The 18,402-nt window shown below is 64.4% G+C and carries 18 protein-coding genes; 5 read left to right on the forward strand and 13 right to left on the reverse strand.

The window, feature by feature from the left end:
- Positions 1 to 43: 43 nt before the first annotated feature.
- The 10 genes from eutC to mftA form a co-directional block, all read right to left on the reverse strand.
- Entirely contained in the window at positions 44 to 829 is a 786-nt protein-coding gene (gene eutC, locus DSM43276_RS18120; protein ID WP_136629120.1) for an ethanolamine ammonia-lyase subunit EutC, read from the reverse strand.
- Complete coding sequence (locus tag DSM43276_RS18125) at positions 826 to 2,229, reverse strand: ethanolamine ammonia-lyase subunit EutB (protein WP_078327776.1); 1,404 nt, start codon at positions 2,227 to 2,229, stop codon at positions 826 to 828. Before DSM43276_RS18125 ends, eutC begins: the two co-directional genes overlap by 4 nt.
- A 7-nt stretch (positions 2,230 to 2,236) precedes the next feature.
- Positions 2,237 to 3,700, reverse strand: coding sequence for an ethanolamine permease (gene eat, locus DSM43276_RS18130; RefSeq protein ID WP_078327777.1), 1,464 nt, complete (start codon positions 3,698 to 3,700; stop codon positions 2,237 to 2,239).
- A 61-nt stretch (positions 3,701 to 3,761) separates the two neighbouring features.
- Positions 3,762 to 5,177: a mycofactocin dehydrogenase MftG gene (gene mftG, locus DSM43276_RS18135; protein ID WP_459543347.1), complete on the reverse strand. Its 1,416-nt coding sequence runs from the start codon at positions 5,175 to 5,177 to the stop codon at positions 3,762 to 3,764.
- An 8-nt stretch (positions 5,178 to 5,185) separates the two neighbouring features.
- Positions 5,186 to 6,634 carry a mycofactocin biosynthesis glycosyltransferase MftF gene (gene mftF / locus DSM43276_RS18140; protein ID WP_078323488.1) on the reverse strand — a complete coding sequence of 483 codons (1,449 nt, stop codon included), beginning with the start codon at positions 6,632 to 6,634 and terminating at the stop codon, positions 5,186 to 5,188.
- Positions 6,631 to 7,377 carry a mycofactocin biosynthesis peptidyl-dipeptidase MftE gene (mftE, locus tag DSM43276_RS18145; RefSeq protein ID WP_078327779.1) on the reverse strand — a complete coding sequence of 249 codons (747 nt, stop codon included), beginning with the start codon at positions 7,375 to 7,377 and terminating at the stop codon, positions 6,631 to 6,633. Before mftE ends, mftF begins: the two co-directional genes overlap by 4 nt.
- A 157-nt stretch (positions 7,378 to 7,534) precedes the next feature.
- The gene (mftD, locus tag DSM43276_RS18150) at positions 7,535 to 8,713 is read right to left on the reverse strand and encodes a pre-mycofactocin synthase MftD (protein ID WP_078327780.1); all 1,179 of its coding nucleotides are present in this window, start codon (positions 8,711 to 8,713) and stop codon (positions 7,535 to 7,537) included.
- Positions 8,714 to 9,988, reverse strand: coding sequence for a mycofactocin radical SAM maturase (gene mftC, locus DSM43276_RS18155; RefSeq protein WP_078327781.1), 1,275 nt, complete (start codon positions 9,986 to 9,988; stop codon positions 8,714 to 8,716). It abuts the gene before it with no gap.
- Positions 9,988 to 10,290, reverse strand: a complete 303-nt coding sequence (gene mftB / locus DSM43276_RS18160; RefSeq protein ID WP_078327782.1) for a mycofactocin biosynthesis chaperone MftB — start codon at positions 10,288 to 10,290, stop codon at positions 9,988 to 9,990. The genes mftC and mftB overlap by 1 nt, the downstream gene beginning before the upstream one ends.
- Positions 10,291 to 10,304: 14 nt before the next feature.
- Positions 10,305 to 10,409 carry a mycofactocin precursor MftA gene (mftA, locus tag DSM43276_RS18165; protein WP_030096679.1) on the reverse strand — a complete coding sequence of 35 codons (105 nt, stop codon included), beginning with the start codon at positions 10,407 to 10,409 and terminating at the stop codon, positions 10,305 to 10,307.
- Positions 10,410 to 10,512: 103 nt separating this feature from the next.
- Between mftA and mftR the strand changes: the two genes are divergently transcribed.
- The gene (gene mftR / locus DSM43276_RS18170; protein WP_078327783.1) at positions 10,513 to 11,109 is read left to right on the forward strand and encodes a mycofactocin system transcriptional regulator; all 597 of its coding nucleotides are present in this window, start codon (positions 10,513 to 10,515) and stop codon (positions 11,107 to 11,109) included.
- Positions 11,110 to 11,115: 6 nt separating this feature from the next.
- Here the strand turns inward: mftR and DSM43276_RS18175 are convergent, their stop codons facing one another.
- Positions 11,116 to 12,321, reverse strand: a complete 1,206-nt coding sequence (locus DSM43276_RS18175; protein WP_078327784.1) for an NAD(P)/FAD-dependent oxidoreductase — start codon at positions 12,319 to 12,321, stop codon at positions 11,116 to 11,118.
- Positions 12,322 to 12,377: 56 nt separating this feature from the next.
- A complete protein-coding gene (locus DSM43276_RS18180; protein WP_030096676.1) occupies positions 12,378 to 12,830 on the reverse strand; it encodes an Rv2324 family transcriptional regulator in 453 nt (150 codons plus the stop codon).
- Between the two features lie 135 nt (positions 12,831 to 12,965).
- On the opposite strand from DSM43276_RS18180, the gene ddaH reads away from it, so the two are divergent.
- From ddaH to DSM43276_RS18200, 4 genes are read left to right on the forward strand one after another with little or no spacing between them, the layout of a single operon-like run.
- Entirely contained in the window at positions 12,966 to 13,823 is an 858-nt protein-coding gene (gene ddaH / locus DSM43276_RS18185) for a dimethylargininase (protein ID WP_109555851.1), read from the forward strand.
- Between the two features lie 56 nt (positions 13,824 to 13,879).
- Positions 13,880 to 15,100, forward strand: a complete 1,221-nt coding sequence (rocD, locus tag DSM43276_RS18190) for an ornithine--oxo-acid transaminase (RefSeq protein WP_078327785.1) — start codon at positions 13,880 to 13,882, stop codon at positions 15,098 to 15,100.
- 25 nt (positions 15,101 to 15,125) lie between these two features.
- Entirely contained in the window at positions 15,126 to 16,601 is a 1,476-nt protein-coding gene (locus DSM43276_RS18195; RefSeq protein ID WP_078327786.1) for an APC family permease, read from the forward strand.
- A gap of 49 nt (positions 16,602 to 16,650) precedes the next feature.
- On the forward strand, positions 16,651 to 17,532 hold the full coding sequence (locus tag DSM43276_RS18200; protein WP_078327787.1) for a universal stress protein: 882 nt from the start codon (positions 16,651 to 16,653) through the stop codon (positions 17,530 to 17,532).
- Here the strand turns inward: DSM43276_RS18200 and DSM43276_RS18205 are convergent.
- Complete coding sequence (locus DSM43276_RS18205) at positions 17,529 to 18,362, reverse strand: mycofactocin-coupled SDR family oxidoreductase (protein ID WP_078327788.1); 834 nt, start codon at positions 18,360 to 18,362, stop codon at positions 17,529 to 17,531. The genes DSM43276_RS18200 and DSM43276_RS18205 overlap by 4 nt on opposite strands.
- Between the last annotated feature and the right edge of the window lie 40 nt (positions 18,363 to 18,402).

An 18,402-nucleotide genomic window follows, 5' to 3' on the forward strand; every position in this document is an offset into this window, starting at 1 on the left:
CGATGGTAACCAACCACCCGGTTGGTCCCGGAGGGCCATCCCGCTACGTGGTGAGAGCGGGCCCGGACCCCTCGATCTGACTACCCGCGCCCGTCATGTCCTTGAGGGCGACGCCTGATCGACCGATCTCACGTGCGCCCGCCACCAGGGCGGCAACGACCTGCGCCGCCTGGTCGTAGCCCAACCCTTCCGGCGGATGGATGTTGGACACGCAATTACGTTGTGCATCACTGCATCCGACAACAGGATTGTGTGTGAGGTATATCCCGACGCTGTCGGCGACGGACAGGCCGGGACGTTCCCCGATGAGTACCAGGACAGTGTCGACGCCAAGTGCGACGCCGATGTGGTCACCCAGGGCCACCCGCGCCTGTGTCGCGATGACGAGCGGCGCGATCGAATATCCGTGAAGCCGCTGGTGTAGCGCCTGTAATAGCGGGACCCCGTGGTCGTCGAGGGCGCGCGGAGACAAACCGTCAGCCAGCACGATGCCGATATCGGCGGCGGAATCCGACAGCACATCCAGCGCGCCATCGGCGGGAGCCCGACCCAGGTCCGGGCGGCGTAAATACTCGGATCGATCGCCCGCCCGGCTGGTCACCCGCAGCGGCGTACCCAATCCGAGACCGTCGATACGGCCGGCCAGGGCGCGTGCGTCCAGCGGCGTGTGCACCGCGTCGCGAGCGGCAGCGTGTGCGGTCCCGAACTCCAGCACTCGACTGGTGGGCAACGCATCCCCACTGCGCCCCAACCCGATTCGTGACTGCGTGGAACGGCGTAACGTATCCCAGATATCCTCCGCCGCTCCGTTGTTCGCGACATCACTCATAACAGCGCCCGCAACGGCGAGTCGTTGACCGCAATTTCACGCAGCCCCCCATCGCGGTCCAGCATGCCCATGCGCTCAAGCCAGTCGTTGAACTCCGGGGCCGGCCGCAAGCCGAAGGTGCGACGCGCGAACAGCGCATCGTGGAAGGACAGACTCTGGTATCCGAGCATGACGTCGTCGGCCCCGGGCACCGCGATGACAAACGCAACCCCCGCGGCCGTGAGCACGGTGAGCAGGACGTCCATATCATCCGAATCAGCCTCGGCATGATTGGTGTAGCAGACATCCACCCCCATCGGGAGCCCCAGAAGCTTGCCGCAGAAGTGATCCTCCAGGCCAGCCCTGATGATCTGCTTCCCGTCGTAAAGGTATTCCGGCCCAATGAATCCCACAACGGTATTGACCAGGAGTGGTTCCACCTCCCGCGCGACCGCATAGGCCCGGGCCTCTAGCGTCTGCTGATCTACCGCGACGCCACCCACCCCGAGATGCGCCCCAGCCGAGAGCGCCGATCCCTGGCCCGTCTCCAGGTACATGACGTTATTACCCACGGTGCCCCGCGCCAGCGAACGCCCGGCCTCATTCGCCTCACGCAGGAGCGCCAGGTTGACCCCAAAGCTCTCGTTGGCACCCTCGGTACCGGCGATCGACTGAAAAACCAAGTCCACCGGTAGATTTCGCTCGATGAGCTCCATGGTGGTGGTGACGTGCGCGAGCACGCACGACTGTGTGGGGATGTCGAATCTCAGGCGAATGTCGTCGATGAGACGCAGCAGGTCGGCCGCGGCATGTGGGGAATCGGTCGCCGGATTGATGCCGATGACGGCGTCGCCGCAACCCAGTAGCAGACCGTCGAGGGTGGCAGCGGCGATACCGCGCGCGTCGTCGGTGGGATGGTTGGGCTGCAATCGGGTCGCCAACGTGCCCGGCAGTCCGATGGTCGTACGAAAAGCACTATGGTTGCGCACCGCGGCACCGACGGCAATGAGGTCCTGATTGCGCATCAGCTTGCTGACAGCAGCCACCATCTCCGGAGTCAATCCGAGCGAAATATCCCTGAGCGACTGCGCCCCATGGGGTTTGGTGATGGTCTCCAGTAACCAGTCGCGGAAATCGCCGACGGTGAGATGCGAGATCACCGCGAAGGCCTCCGCATCATGGCTGTCAATGATCAGCCGGGTGACCTCGTCGGTGTCGTACGGGACGATCTCCTCGGACAGGAAGTCCGCGAGCGGTACCTCGGCGAGTACCCACCGTGCGGCGGCCCGCTCGGCGTCCGACTGCGCCGCGCAGCCCGCGAGCTCGTCACCGGACCGAGGCGGCGAGGCCTTCGCGAGAACTTCGGCGAGCGACCTGAACTGGTACGTGACCGGCCCGACAATGTGGCGAAAAGTGCTCATAATGTGCCTATTTCAGTTCGTTCTCGGCTTCTGCAAGCGCCGCGAACTCCTCGTCCGGGGAGTTCGCGACCAAACGGTGACGGCTATACAACCCAAAATACGCCATAAACAGGATGAATACGCCGAACGTGGCGAAAGCCGCGGTGGTATCGACGATGAATGTCGCCACCACCGCAGCACAGGCGATCACGAGCGCGAACCCGCTGGTGGCGATGCCACCCGGGGTGCGGTACGGCCGCGGCATCTCCGGCTCGCGAATGCGCAGCACAATGTGGCTCACCATCATCAGCACATAGCTCAGTGCCGCACCGAACACCGCCATGTTGAGCAGCATCGCCCCTTTACCGCTGAGCGACAACAGGAATCCGATGATTCCGGGCACGATCAGCGCCAGCACGGGAGCCTTCCTACTGTTGGTGACCGACAACCCGGTCGGTAGGTAGCCTGCCCGGGACAACGCGAAGGTCTGCCGACTGTAGGCGTAGACAATGGAGAAGAAGCTAGCGATGAGTCCGGCCAGCCCGATGTAATTGACCGCCTTGGCCACCGTGGTGGTGCCCAGCGCCTCTACCAAGGGATTCCCGGACTGCCCCATCGCTTCGGCGCCGCCCGCTCCGGGCACCAGGATCAGCACGGCCGTACCGGTGACGACAAGCACCAGCATCGCCATCACAATGCCGCGCGGGATGTTCTTGGCGGGATCGCGGGCTTCCTCGGCGGCCAGCGGCACGCCCTCGATCGCCAGGAACAACCAGATCGCAAACGGCACCGCTGCCCAGATTCCCAAATATCCGTTGGGTAGGAATGCCGATGCACCCGTTGCCGTTTCATCGACGGGAATGTTGGTGAGGTTCTTCGCGTCGAATCGGCCGACGGCTCCGATGGCGAAGGTGATGAGGCCGACGAGCGCGATCCCCGTGATGATGAACATCGTCCTGAGTGCCTCACCCGCACCGCTGAGGTGGATGCCGATGAAGATCGCGTACACCGCCAGATAGATCCACCACCCGTCCTTGAGGCCGAACAGGTGCAGTGATTCGACATAACTTCCGATGAAGGTGGCGATGGCGGCCGGCGCGATCGCGTACTCAATGAGAATTGCGGTCCCCGTGGCGAATCCGCCCCAGGGGCCCATCGCGCGCCGGGCAAAGGTGTACCCGCCGCCCGCGGTGGGTAATGCCGACGACATCTCCGCCATGCTGAGCACCATGGACAGATACATCGCGGCGATGACGACGGCCGCGATGGCCATCCCGCCGAAACCGCCCTTGCTCAGGCCGGTGTTCCAGCCGGCGTAGTCTCCGGAAATCACGTAGCTCACGCCGAGCCCCGCCAGCAGCACCCAGCCCGCGGTACCCGATCTCAGCTGCCGCCGGGCGAGGTAGTCGGCACCTTCGAGGTGCGATTGGACGCCGGCATGATCAAGCGGCGCCTCGGCACGTGAACTGACGGCGTCATCGGGAGTCGACATCGTCCAATTGTGCGACCGATGGCGTGCGCGCGTGCGGTAGACGCCAAGATTCGCACTCCTGTTACGACCACGCAACAAACTGGGCCGCACGATGCCCGATCATCGCGATCGTGGCCGCTGGTCCCCGGCTCGGAATGGTCGGCATGATCGACCCGTCGATCACGAACAGCCCATCGATTCCCCTGACACGACAGTACTTGTCGACGACCGCATGCTTGTCCTCGTCATTGCCCATCGGGGCGGTCGCGCACAGATGCTGCGAGGTGGACCACCGCGGACCACCGAACCGTCGTCCATACAGTTCGGTCACCAGACGCACTCCGTCGCGCAAGCGATCCATGTCTGCCGTCTCGCTGTCGTACCGCAAGTCGATGTATACGGGCGCCGCGGGATCGGTCGAACGCAGTTCAAGCCGGCCGCGACACCTCGGCGTCATCAACGCGACACCGATCTGCCGCGGATCCGCACCGCTCACCGCCACCCCCGCCATGGCTGCGAATCCGGTTGTATACGGCCGTATCTCGATACCCATCTGACGATCGGTGTGCAACACAGTGTCCAGAACGGGATAGCCCTGCTGCCCCTCGTCGCCCGTGTCCAACACCCATTCCGCGTGGTCCATCACCCGGGTACCGACACCGGGCAGGTCGACAACGGGCTCAACGCCCACCGCGCGTAAGTCATCCGCGGGCCCTATCCCGGACAGCAACAGCAGCTTCGCCGTCTCAATCGCTCCCGCACTCAAAATGATTCGATCGGCGGTCAGCGTACGCACCGAGTTCCCCACCGCCACCTGCACACCGGTCGCACGCCCGCCGCCGCAGAGCACCCGCAGCACACGGGTACCTGAGTACACCGCGAGATTTGGGCGCCAACCCGCCCCCTCCAGATATGCGCGCGCGGGCCCAACTCGCATCCCGCTGTCGATATTGAGCGGCACCAGTCCCACCCCGACACCGGCCTTGCCATTGAGATCCGCCACCACCGAATACCCGCCTTTGACTGCGAGCTCGGCCAATTCCTTTCCAGCGCTACTCTGTTCGTGCTTTCGGCCGATCGGTATGGGCCCCGACGACCCATGTAACGGGTCATCCCGAAAGTCACGGTCCGTCTCCATCGCCCGGAAGTGATCGCGAACATCTGCCCAGGCCCATCCCGGCACCGACCATCCGTCAAAATCCGCGGGCCGGCCACGCACGAAGTAGCCGCCGTTGATTGCGCCGGAGCCGCCCACCACCGATCCTCGCACCAACTCTGCCTGATCGCCCGTGGACGTCAGCGTCGCCCAGTAGTACGTGGCTATCTGGCTGTCCGGCCCAATCGGCAGTCGGTACCCGTCGCGTACGCCGTCCTCGTCCGCGGAGGATGCCGGGCCGGCCTCGACAAGCACCACCCGGAACGATGGGTCCCCGGAAAGGCGCCCTGCCAGAATCGATCCCGCGCTGCCCGCGCCCACGATGAGCGCATCCGCATGGATCGGCCTGCTCAGGGCCGTAGTTCCGGTCGGAGCGCACCGAGATCGCGCTCCTGCACAATCCCGGACCACAGGCCAATCCCATAGGCGATGTCGTCGAGGCGCTTCAGCAGTACGTACTCGAGCAGACCGATGCGATCATCGGGAGAGGCCGAATTGTCGTTGCGCTTCATCCAATCCACCACGCCGTCGACAATCGCGGCCACAACGAGCACCTGGCGGCTGCGCCGGGACAGCGCGGCCGCCACCAACGCCAACGGCCAGTAGTGGCGGCAGAGCGCGGACGCGATCTGCAACGCCGCACCGCCCACACCTTGGGCGGCTACCCGAACGACGTCCCGTGGCGGGGTATCGACTCCCCGGAGTGTCCTCGCGACGCGCCCCGCCGCGAGCGCGGCCATGCCTGCCGCGGCCAGATAGCCCATCCCCGAACCCACCGCTACGAGAATCCACACCAGCAGCGTCCACCGCGAGATGACCATCGGCGCCACCTTGTCGGGATGACGCGTCGACAGCGGCGCCGCACTCTTTCCATAGAATGTCTTGCGCGCGAACCATTCTCGAAGAGTAAGCCTGTGGTCATGGGCCACCTGGGACACCGGCTCGTACCGAAGCCGCGACCCCGCCTCGATGAGCCGCCAGCACAGATCCACGTCCTCGCCGCACTGCAGTGACTCGTCGAAGCCGCCAATCTCGTCGATGGCGACCCGCCTCACCACGATGGCGGCACTGGGGACGTACGACACCGGGCCGTACGGTACGACCGGCGCCTCACGAAGGCCGAGATCCAACGAGGACCTGACTGCTTCATACCGAGCAATCGCATTGTCGCTCAACACTAATCCAACAATCCGCGGAGCAACCAGAGCCACCGCGGGATCGCTGAAGTGCCCCAGCAGTCCCTCCAGCCAACCGCGCCTGGGCACCACATCCGAATCAAGGAACGCGACGAAGTCCGTGGTCGCCAGCTTCAGCCCGGTGTTGCGGGCCGCCGCCGGACCCTGACTGTCGGTGTGCCGCACCACCCGCACGTCACAGTGCATACCCTCCAGCTCGCACTCCACGATCGGAATGGTGGAACCGTCGTCGATAACGATCACGCGCATTCCGCGCAGTGCCCGCAGCAGTCGACGTAATCCAAAACCATTGTTACGGCATGGAATAACGACAGTCACGTCCCGATAGCCCGGACCACTCGTGGGGCGCGGGTGGGCGACGGTCGCATCGAGCAGCGTCCGGGCCAGCTGAGCGCTCGTCGCATCGCGTACCTCAAGCCGCCCGCCGGAAAGCAGCGTCCGCGCGGCAGGCGCCAGTCGCAGGAGCCGAGTCGGCGACCCACCCAGCAGCGCCGACCCCTCGTCGAGCACGCGAACCCGTCGATCCACCTGAACCGCGAATCCATCGGGTAGCCGTCCGTGTGATGCGGACATGCCCTGCACCGCGTCGTCGCTCGTCGTCATACCAGCCGCCCGTCGGCATCAGGTAACCAACGGCGCACCGCGTTGGCGCATCGTCGGGTCATCGTCGCGAGCATCCGCGCGCCGTCCTGGCTGCTGGCGGTCGTCGGATCTCCGAGCACACCGATCGCGCTGACCGCCGCTACGCCGCCCGCACGCATCGGCGCCATCAGCTCGTGCAGCGGTGCCGAGTTTCCGGCGAGCACTTCCTCGTGGCGCACTGCATCCGGTGAAATATGTAGCAGCAGAGATGTTTCCGCATGTCCAGCGTGCGCGTCACCGCCTTCGACCGCGCACGCCCACCACGCGATATCGCGGCCCTCCGAACGCAGGAGCCGCACCGCGGAGACCGTCGCCTCGATGTTGCCGCCGTGACCGTTCACGAACACGATGCGTCGGCACCACTGCGTGGCCGACCTGCCGTACTCCACGAGGACCTGGGTCAGCGCCGCGGTACCGATCGAGATCGTTCCAGCGAAGGATTGATGTTCTCCGCTGGATCCGTACGCGAGGGCAGGGGCGAGAGCCGTCCGGCCGGCGCCCGCATCGGAGGCCAGCATCTCGGCCGCAGCGGTAGCCACAGCATCGGCAATCCGGGTGTCGGTATCCAACGGCAAGTGCGGCCCGTGTTGCTCGGTTGAGCCGAGCGGGGTGAACAGCGTGATGGCCTCGTCTGCGAGCTCCGGAGAGATGGCGGTGCTCAAGACAGTCGGTACAGCCACCCGCCGATGGTAGGCCGAATTCACGCCAAATGCATCCAAAGTTGGCCCACCCAATTGAGGTCTTTACATCCTTGCTGGCCGTCGGCTTAGGTGCTGGGCGCTATTTCGCACCGATTGTCACGCCAGCCCCTGCCGCCACATCGACCCTGCCGACACCGTGTTCAATTCCCGATGCGCTGAACTAGTGCCGTCCGAGGCCCCGGGCAAATCCGTCAGGGACGAGAAGATCATCTGGGGATAGTTCGTGCACAGATTTCTTGCCGAGCCCCATCAGTGCCGAATCGATGCCGCCGCGCATGATGTCCAGAACATTTTCGACGCCGGCCTGACCCGAGGCCGCCAGGCCCCAGAGATACGCCCGTCCGATCATCACCGCACGCGCTCCAAGTGCCAATGCCTTGACGACATCGCTACCCCGCCGAATGCCGCCATCCAGCAGCACCTCGACGTCACCACCGACAGCCTGTGCGATGCCCGGCAACGCACGGATCGACGCGGGCGTTCCATCGAGATTGTTACCGCCGTGATTCGACACCGAAATCGCCGAAACTCCGCAATCTACAGCCCTTTTGGCATCATCAATGCGCATGACGCCCTTGAGCATGAATGGACCGTCCCATTGCTCACGCATCCATTGAACGTCATCCCATGTCGGCGCCGGAGTTCCCATCCACTGCCCGTAGGCATCGAAGAAGGGCGGCCCGGCCTCGCCGCGAGCAGCCTGGTTGGGCACCCGCAAATCCGGAATGTTCATCTTCTTCCCGAACGACCACAGCCAGCCGGGCTTGGTGACCACTTCCGGCGCCAGCCGGATCATCGACCGCAAGTTCATCTTCTCGGGTATGGAAGGGCTGCCCCAATCACGACCGTGCGAAAAGCTCCAGTCAAGCGTGGCGATAAGACCCACTGCACCAGCATCTTTCGCACGCTGAATGCGCTGGGCAACATCGTCACGCCCGCCTAGCCAGTAAATCTGGAAGTGCGTCTTCGGATTCGCGGCCACCACATCCTCGATGGGCTTACTCGCGAAGGAGGACAATCCCATGGCGGTTCCACGTGCGGCGGCGGCCCGGGCCACCGCCACCTCACCGTCGGGATCAACGGCCTGAACCCCGGTCGGAGAGATCATCACCGGTAACGAGATCTCTTGCCCTAGAACAGTTGTCGACAGTTCACGGTCCGGCTGAATGCCGACGACGTGAGGCTCGAATCCGAGCTCTGCGAACGCCTCGACATTGTCACTGACGGTCAGCCCCTTTTCACTGGCGGAGATCAGCGAGCTGTAGACGGACCTCGGCAGTCGCTTCTTGGCCCGTTGCTGGGCAATCGCGACCGTCTCGAACCATGTGTTGCGGGCCATCTACCGTCCTGCTCGTACATTGGAAATGGGGTTCTCATCGCATGCGCGCGAGGGTGGCCGACGCGTCAGAGTCAGGGCAACGGGGCCCCCGGACGGTCCGCGCTTGCCCTTCGAATGCGAGTGGTCGCCACTGGGTTTGGGCACCACTCGATCGGCGGCCAGGGCCGCCTCGCCATAGCCCTGCACGCACTCCGGGTCGGGCCCGTCCATCGGCAACCCGGTGAAGAACTTGGCCGCCATGCAGCCGCCCCGGCAGCTGTCGTAATGCCCGCAACTGCCGCATGCACCCGCGGACTGCGGCTCACGTAACTCGGTGAACAGCTGCGAGTGCTTCCAGACCGTGTCAAATCCACCGTCGGACAACACATTTCCGGCACGGAATCGGTCATGGATGGCAAACGGGCAGGCATAGACATCGCCCACCGGATCGATCAGGCACACCACCCGCCCGGCGCCGCACATGTTCAGGCCCGGCAAACCCCCGGACCCGTCGCCGTAGGCCGATAGGTGGAAGAAGGAATCGCCCGTGAGTACCCGCTCGCCATTGGGCACCAGCCAGTCGTACAGCTGACGCTGCTGGGCGGGGGTGGGATGGAGCTCGTCCCACACATCGGCGCCACGACCGGAGGGACGCAGTCGCGTAATCCGCAGTGTGGCACCGTATTTTGCGGCCAGATCCGCGAACTCATCGAGCTGGTCCACATTGTGGCGGGTAACCACCACCGAGATCTTGGCGTCCTTGAATCCGGCGGCGGCCAGGTTCTCCAGCGCGCGCACCGCCATGGCGAACGATCCCACACCGCGCACGGCGTCGTTGACCTCCGCGGTCGCGCCATCCAGTGAGATCTGTACATCGACGTAGTCGCTCGCGGCCAGTCGCGCCGCCACCTCCTCGGTGATACGCACGCCGTTGGTCGAGAATTTGACCCCTACGTGATGCTCGGTCGCGTAATCAACGAGCTCCCAAAAGTCTGATCGCACAGTGGGTTCGCCGCCGCCGATGTTCACGTAGAACACCTGCATGCGTTCGAGCTCGTCGATGATGTCCTTGCACTGCCTGGTGGACAGCTCACGTGGATCGCGCTTGCCCGATGACGAGAGGCAATGCACACAGGACAGATTGCAGGCGTAGGTCAGCTCCCAGGTAAGGCAGATGGGAGCATCCAGCCCCTGCTCGAACTGATCCACGAGTCTCGGAGCCGCGACGCCGGCGACATCCAGTCTCGGAGCCGCGACGCCGGCGACATTCGGGCGGGGTACTGCGGGAGCGCTCATCAGGCGTCCTCTCGGGTCACGATCATCTTTGAATCTGCCAGTACCGCCAGGGCCCGCTGGTACGCGGCAACCTGACCGTCCTCGACACCAGCGGCCCGCCAAGCATTCTCGGCACTGCTGTGGTCGGTAAGGGATTGCACGATCTGCAACAGGGTGCGGTTCTTCAGGAAGGACAGCTTGCGGGTGCCGAAGTGGTAGAGCAGCGCCCCGAACGGCTCCGGACGCAACGACACCTGGGGGTGTAACTGCCAGGGCCGGGTCCAGTCGAAACCGGCGGGCGCCTCGTCAATCATGGCGCTCATCGAGACCGGGCGTCTCAGTAGACGCCGCACATCCCGTCGATCGATACCTCTTCGACCAGCGATTCCTGCACCAGTTCGGTGTCGGTGGTCTGTCCGGCGACAGTGGTGGGCTCGGCCATCTGTTCACTCCTTTGTGAGTCTGGACTGTGGCAACGATCACGATAATAATGGCATCGAGTGCAGAAAGGGAAGAGGGTGTCAGGAAATGGTGGAGTTCTCGACATGAATGCGCAGCCGACGCGCGTAGGACGACGCCCTTCCACAACCCGGGACGAGATCACCGCGGTTGCCATGGCGCTGTTCACGCAGCGCAGCTTCGACGACGTCAGCGTCGATGACATCGCCGCGGCAGCCGGCATCGCCCGGCGCACGGTGTTTCGGTACTACAGCTCTAAGAACGCAATCGTGTGGGGCGACTTCGATTCTCACCTGGAGGTGATGCGTGCGCTGTTGGATGAGACTCCGGACACCGTGGACATCAGCACCGCACTGCGCCAGGCGCTGTTGACATTCAACAACTTTCCGGTCGACGAAGCCCCGCGACACCGCATGCGGATGAGACTGATCCTGGAGATCCCGGCGCTACAGGCATATTCGATGCTGATGTACACCGGCTGGCGTGACGTCATCGCACAGTTCGTGGCCAAACGCAGCGGGGCGGATCCCACTGCCCTCTTGCCGCAGACCGTCGGCTGGACACTGCTCGGCGTGGCGCTCGCCGCCTACGAACAATGGCTCGCCGACGAATCGTCGGCGCTTACCGCGCTACTCGGCAAGGGCTTCGACGCCGCCGAGGCGGGGCTGCGAGCCCTCGGCTAAATCTCGCTACTCCAGTACCTCGGCGATGGGCGTCCCCGCTGCGATCTTGGCCCGCATCTTCATCACCGGGCCGGCCATCCCGCAGCCGACGACTCCGGTCAGCACACCATCGCGCTCCAGGTAGGCCAGGAACCTACGACCGTCATCGGAGACGAGATGCACGGTGTCCGAGCCTCCCAGATGGCCGAGCGACTGAATCTTCACGTCGTACTGATCACTCCAAAAGTACGGCACGGCAGCAGCACTGGCGGAAGGCTCCTGCCCAAGCAACGCTGGTACAAGCGCACGAACCTGCTCGGCGACATTGCTCCAGTGCTCCACACGGCTGGGAAGCCCGGCGGCATCTGCCCATGCGGCAACATCACCCAGCGCCCAGACATGCGGGGTGCCGGTGCGGCCGACGGCATCGCACACCACGCCGTTGTCCACCTCGACGCCGGATCCGACCAGCCAGTCCGTCGCGGGCCGGCTCCCAATCCCCAGCACGACGAGATCGGCGTCCAGCCTCGTGCCATCCGACAGCGTGACGGACCGGACTCGCCCCTCGCCTTCCACGGCGTCCACTCCGACACCCACGCGAACATCGACACCCTCGTTGCGGTGCAGACGGGCGACCAGGTCACCGAGCTGCTGACCGATTGCAGCCAGCAGCGGGGCCGGTTGCGGTTCGACCAGAACCACATCAACCCCGTTGGCCCGCAATGTTGATGCGACCTCGCATCCAATGAATCCGGCTCCCACAATCACCGCGCGGCGCGCATTCGCGGCGTCTCCCCGCAAGGCGAAGCTATCGTCGGCGGTCCGCAGCACGTGGATGCCGTCCAGGTTGGGGAATGCGGAAATACGCCGGGGAACGAGGCCGGTCGCGATGATGACCTCCCCGTACTGCACCGTGCTTCCGTCATCCAGAGCGACCGTGCGGCCGGCGGGGTCCAATGCCACTACCCTCGCGCCGAGTCGCAGCTCAATCTGCTTCTCGTCATAGAACTCTCGCGGCTTGAGCACGACCGCGTCGATGGTCTTCTCCGCGTCACGCAGCACATCCTTGGACAGCGGCGGGCGATCGTAGGGCAGATGAGCCTCGCCACTCACAATGGTGATCGGCCCGGTGAACTCCGCGCGGCGCAGCTGCTCGGCGGTTCGCACCGCGCCCAGCCCACCACCGATGATCAGGACACCCTGCTCCGCGTCGCTCCCAGTCGCATCACTCACGGTCTACTTCATACACGACTGGACATGCGCGGTGTCACGCCTATCGCCCGAGCCTCCTACCCCTGGACCTGCGCTCGGTCCACCAGGTTGGAGAGCACCACAATGCTCTCGGTGCGGTCGATGTCCCCACTGGCACGGATGCGTTCCAGCGCGCGCTCGAGGTGCTGAATATCGCGAGCCAGCACACGCAACATCGCGTCGGAGGTTCCGGTCACCGTCGCGGCGCTCACCACCTCGGGAATATCGATCCACGCCCGCCGCAGGGCTTCCGGGGTGATGGTGCCCTGGCAGTAGACCTGAACGTAGGCCTCGGTGTTCCATCCGACCGCGGCGCGATCCACCACGGTGGTGAAGCCCTTGATCACCCCCGTCGCGACCAGGCGATCGACACGACGCTTGACCGCGGGGGCCGACAGGTTCACCTCCTCGCCGATCTCGGCGAACGTCGCTCGAGCATTACGCATCAACAGCGTCACGATCCGCTCATCGGTGGCATCGAGCTCGGCCATTCACGATCCTCCTCCGGCAATCCCATCCATTCCTGCAACAGAATGCCAAATTTGCCGTCTAGACGCAATGAATCATGATCGACCAGACAACGTATGGAGATTGATTGCAGTAATCACCTCTCATACGCTCACCACATGACCGTTGTGCACGAGGGTGGACACCCGGCCGGCTCCCCCATCCAGCAACCAGACAGAACACCGACGACGCGTCACTACGTGATGGTGCCGCCGACGTACTACACAGTCGAATACGCGATCAATCCCTGGATGGACGTATCCAATCCCGTCGACCCGACACTCGCCGTCGCGCAATGGGATGCATTGCGCGACACCTACGAACGTCTCGGGCACACGGTGGACATCCTGCCCCCCGTGGCCGGACTGCCGGACATGGTCTACGCCGCAAACGGCGGAATCGTGTTGCGGGGAAAGGCTGTTGTCGCGCGATTCACGCATGCCGAGCGCGCGGGTGAATCTGCCGCACACGCCGGATGGATGCGTGCGCATGGATTGCGCCCCATGCACTCGCGCTACACCAACGAGGGGCAGGGTGACTTTCTGCTAGCGGGCAACATCATGTTGGCGGGCACGGGTTTTCGCACCGATGTCAGGTCGCACGTCGAGGTGGCACAGATGCTCGACATTCCCGTCGTCACGCTGGAGCTCGTCGATCCGCGTTTCTACCATCTGGATACGGCGCTGGCCGTGCTGGATCCGCAGACCGTGGCGTACTACCCGCAGGCGTTCAGTGAGGCCTCACAAGCCAGGCTGCGGCTCATGTACCCCAACGCGATCATTGCCAGCTCCAAAGACGCCTACGTACTTGGGATGAATGCGGTCTCCGACGGTCGCCACGTCATGCTGCCCGCAGCGGCGACCGGATTCGCCGAACAGCTCCGTGCCGCCGGGTTCGAACCGGTCGGCATCGACCTTTCCGAACTACTCAAGGGTGGCGGATCGGTGAAATGCTGCACACTGGAGCTGCACTCGTGACTGCGATGAGCCACGTGGGCGAAGAGAGTCACGCACTGACGGAACAGGCTCCCCGTATGTCACCCGATTCCTACAAGAGTTCTGAATACATCGAGTTGGCCGAGCTGTACGGCGCACACAACTATGCGCCGTTACCGGTCGTCGCTCACCGCGCCGAGGGTGCCTGGATCGAGGATGTGGACGGCAAGCGGTATCTCGATTGCCTGGCTGCCTACTCGGCGGTGAACTTCGGCCACGGGAACCCCGAGATCCTCGCGGCCGCACACGCACAGCTCGACACGGTGACCCTGGTGAGCAGGGCGTTTCATTCCGATCGTCTCGGCAGGTTCTGCCGCGATCTCGCCCGCCTCTGCGGCAAGGGCATGGTGCTGCCGATGAACACCGGGGCCGAGGCCGTGGAGAGCGGCATCAAGGTCGCGCGCAAGTGGGGTACCGATGTCAAGGGAGTGCCTGCGGGACAAGCCAATATCGTGGTAGCACATAACAATTTCCACGGACGCACCATCAGCATCGTCAGCTTCTCCTCCGACGAGACGGCGCGCGGCGGGTTCGGCCCGTTCACTCCCGGGTTCCGCGTCGTGCCGTTCGGCGATATCGCCGCCCTGGCACGGGCGATCGACGACAACACCGTCGCAGTCCTGCTCGAGCCTATTCAGGGTGAGGCCGGCATCGTCATCCCCCCCGACGATTACCTGCCCGCGGTCCGCACAATGTGCACCGAGAACAATGTCCTGTTCATCGCCGATGAGATTCAGGCCGGGCTCGCGCGTACCGGCAGGATCTTTGCGTGCGACCACTGGAACGTGGTCCCGGATGTGTACCTGCTGGGCAAGGCACTCGGTGGCGGCGTGGTCCCGGTCTCGGCCGTGGTCGCCGATACCGATGTGCTCGGCGTGCTGCATCCGGGCGAGCACGGTTCCACCTTCGGCGGTAATCCATTGGCCGCGGCTATCGGATCCACCGTCGTGGCAATCCTGGAGCGCGGTGAGTTCCAGCGCCGGGCAGCCGTTCTGGGCAGACACCTGCGAAGCCGTCTCGACGCCCTGATCGGCCATGGCGTCACCGAGGTGCGTTCGCTGGGGCTGTGGGCCGGGGTCGACATCGATCCGAATGTGGCAACCGGAAGACAAATCAGTCTGCGCATGGCAGAGTGTGGCGTCTTAGTGAAGGACACGCATGGCGCGACTCTCCGATTTGCACCACCCCTTGTCATCACCGAGGACGAAATCGATTGGGCGATAGACCAGTTCGCTGATGCGCTGGCCAATAGCCGATAGGTTTCGCCCGGTCACAGGAGGCACTATGGCACCCTCGTCACCCAGTCTTGCCCAGCAGCTGCTGCGCCGCCGTCCCACGTCCGGGGCGCCCACCGCGCACGGCGCCGGTGGGCATCTGAGGCAGTCGATGGGAACATTCCAGCTGACCATGATCGGCGTCGGCGCCACGGTGGGCACCGGCATCTTCTTCATCCTGGCCGAATCCGTGCCCAAAGCGGGCCCCGCGGTGATGGTCTCATTCCTTGTCGCGGGTCTCGCCGCAGGACTCGCCGCACTCTGTTACGCCGAGTTGGCCTCCGCGGTACCGGTATCGGGATCCTCGTTCTCCTACGCGTACACCACCTTGGGCGAGCTGGCGGCGATGGTGGTGGCCGCCTGTCTGCTGCTGGAGTACGGCGTGTCAGCGGCCGCGGTAGCGGTGGGCTGGAGCCAGTATCTCGACAAGCTTTTGGTCAACGTCTTCGGAACACATCTGCCGCATGCGATCAGCGCCGCCCCCTGGGATAACGCCGATCCGGGGATGCCGCATGCCTGGCTCAACCTGCCCGCGGTGGTCCTCATCGTCATGTGCGCAATCCTTCTCATCCGCGGGACAAGTGAGTCCGCACTGGTGAACACGGTCATGGTGCTGCTCAAACTCGCCGTACTGACGGTGTTCGCGATCATCGCGTTCACCGCGTTTCAGGCGGGTAACTTCTCCGACTTCGCGCCGTTCGGCGTCAGCGGCATCGGCGCCGCGGCCGGGACAATCTTCTTCACCTATGTCGGGTTGGACACCGTGTCCACCGCCGGCGAGGAAGTGAAAGACCCGCAGCGGACCATGCCGCGCGCGCTCATCGCCGCGCTCCTGATTGTCACTGTCTTCTACCTCGTGGTGGCCCTGGCCGCATTGGGCGCACAGCCGTGGAGGGAGTTCGAGGGTCAGTCCGCGGGCCTTGCCCTGATTCTGGATAAGGTCACCGGAAGCACCTCCGCCAGTACGTTCCTCGCGTTGGGGGCGGTCATTTCAATCTTCTCGATCACCCTCGTGTCGATGTACGGTCAAACCCGCATTCTCTTCGCCATCGGCCGCGACGGCCTGCTGCCTTCGGTCTTCGCGCAGGTCAACCCCCGCACGCTCACTCCGGTGAACAACACGATCATCGTCGCGATCGTCGTGGGCCTCATGGCCGCCTTCGTCCCCTTGAACAGCCTGGCGAACATGGTGTCGATCGGCACTCTCACGGCATTCATCGTGGTGTCCATCGGCGTCATCATTTTGCGGGTGCGAGAGCCCGAACTGCCGCGAGCCTTTCGTGTTCCCGGCTACCCGGTTACACCGGTCCTGTCCGTCATCGCCTGCGGCTACATTCTGTTCAGCCTGCCCTGGATCACCTGGATCGCATTCGGATCCTGGGTGGTCGTGGTGCTGGCGTTCTACCTGGTGTGGGGCCGACACCACAGCGCGCTGAACGACTCACCCAGCGACCCAGCCGAATTGATTGAGGAGCCGGTGCGATGAGGCCCCCACGTGTGGGTGGTACCCCCCGCTTGCGCGAAGAGCGTCAGATATGACCGTCGTCGTCGGATATCTCTCGGGCAAGGGCGGTAAGGGTGCCCTGCACCTGGCTGTCGAATCTGCCCGCGTTCTGGAAACCTCGCTGACTGTCACCACGGTGGTGCCCAAGCCCTGGACCACTCTGTCGAAAGCCAAGATCGACGCCGAGTACGCCCAATGGGCACAGAAGCTATCCGAAGATTCGAAGTCCGAAGCCGCCGCATATCTCGAAAAGATCAGCGCTGGAATAGATGTCACGTTCCACAACGTGGCGCATCGCTCGGTGTCCGGCGGGCTGCTGGAAGCCGTCGAGGCATCTGACGCGGAGGTACTCGTCGTTGGCTCTGCCTCGGAGGGAAGTCTCGGACAGGTGGTGCTGGGCTCGACCGGCGACCGGCTGTTGCACTCCTCCCCCGTCCCGCTGGCCATCAGCCCCCGCGGCTATCGCGGCTCGAAGGCAGGCACGGTCAGCCGGGTCACCTGCGGGTACCCCGGCACCGAGGATGCGGTTGATGTTGTGCAACAAGCAGTTCGACTGACCCAGCGCCTGCACGCACCATTGCGTGTCGTTACCTTCGCGGTGCGCGGACGCACGATGCTGACCGCCGGTGTTGGCCCCGAGGCCGAGGACGCGGTGCTCGCCAGCTGGGTCTCCCAGTCCGAGGACGCTCTGGCCACGCTGCGCCACGAGGGGATACTCGACTCCGATGTGGAGCTGAAGGTCGTCACCGGCGACAGCTGGGATGACGCGCTGGACAACGCCGAATGGCTCGACGGCGAGCTACTGGTTCTCGGCAGTCGCCCGCATAGCACCGTCGCCCGCGTCTTCCTCGGCTCACGCGCAACCAAGATCGTCAGGCACAGCCCGGTGCCCGTCGTTGTGATGCCGGGCTAATACGTCAGGTGCCCCTTGTCCACCGGCACCTGCGCACCGGCCAGCGTGCCCGACGCATCGCCCGCTAGCCACAGCACCACGTCGGAGATCTCGTCGGGCTCAAGCATCTTGGTGGGTGACAAAGGCATTGGAGCAATGCTCGGCAGGTAGTTGGGGTGCTCGGCCAGTAGCTTCATCATGGCGTCGCCGGTGATCATCGGGGTTGTCACTCCATAGGGATGGATCGAGTTGACCCGGATCCCGTATTCGGCGAGTTCGATCGTCAACGACTTCGTGAGTCCGGTCAGGCCGAATTTCGAGGCAACGTAGGCGCCGTTACCCGGGGTGCCCTTGAGTCCGGATACCGAGCTCACGATCACGATCGAACCACCGTTGCCGGCCGCGATCATCGTCGGCACAACGGCTTTCACGGTCTTCCAGGTGCCGGTGAGGTTGGTGTCGATGATGTCTTCCCACTGCTGATCGGGCATCTCCCACAACCGGCCCCAGCTGAGCACTCCGGCATTGGCGATCAGGATGTCGATGTGCCCGAACTGGGCGACAGCCCCCTCGACCACGCTCTGCAGCGCCGCACCGTTGCGGACATCTGCCTGCTCGGCGATGATCTCGCGCCCGGCGGCCTCGACGAGCCGCGCGGTCTCCTTGAGGTCTTCGGGGGTGGCGGGGTCATACCCCGCGTACTCCGACACGGGGGCACAGGCGTCGATCGCGACAATGTCCGCGCCGGCTTGGGCCAGCCGCACCGCATGCTGGCGTCCCTGGCCACGAGCCGCACCGGTTACGAAGGCCACTTTTCCGGACAAGGTCTGATGGGCCGGCTGATCCGCCATGTCTGCTCCTTTGCAATCGACACCAGGCTAGCAGCCGTTC

The organism is Mycobacteroides salmoniphilum, assembly GCF_004924335.1.
GTDB classification, from domain to species: domain Bacteria; phylum Actinomycetota; class Actinomycetes; order Mycobacteriales; family Mycobacteriaceae; genus Mycobacterium; species Mycobacterium salmoniphilum.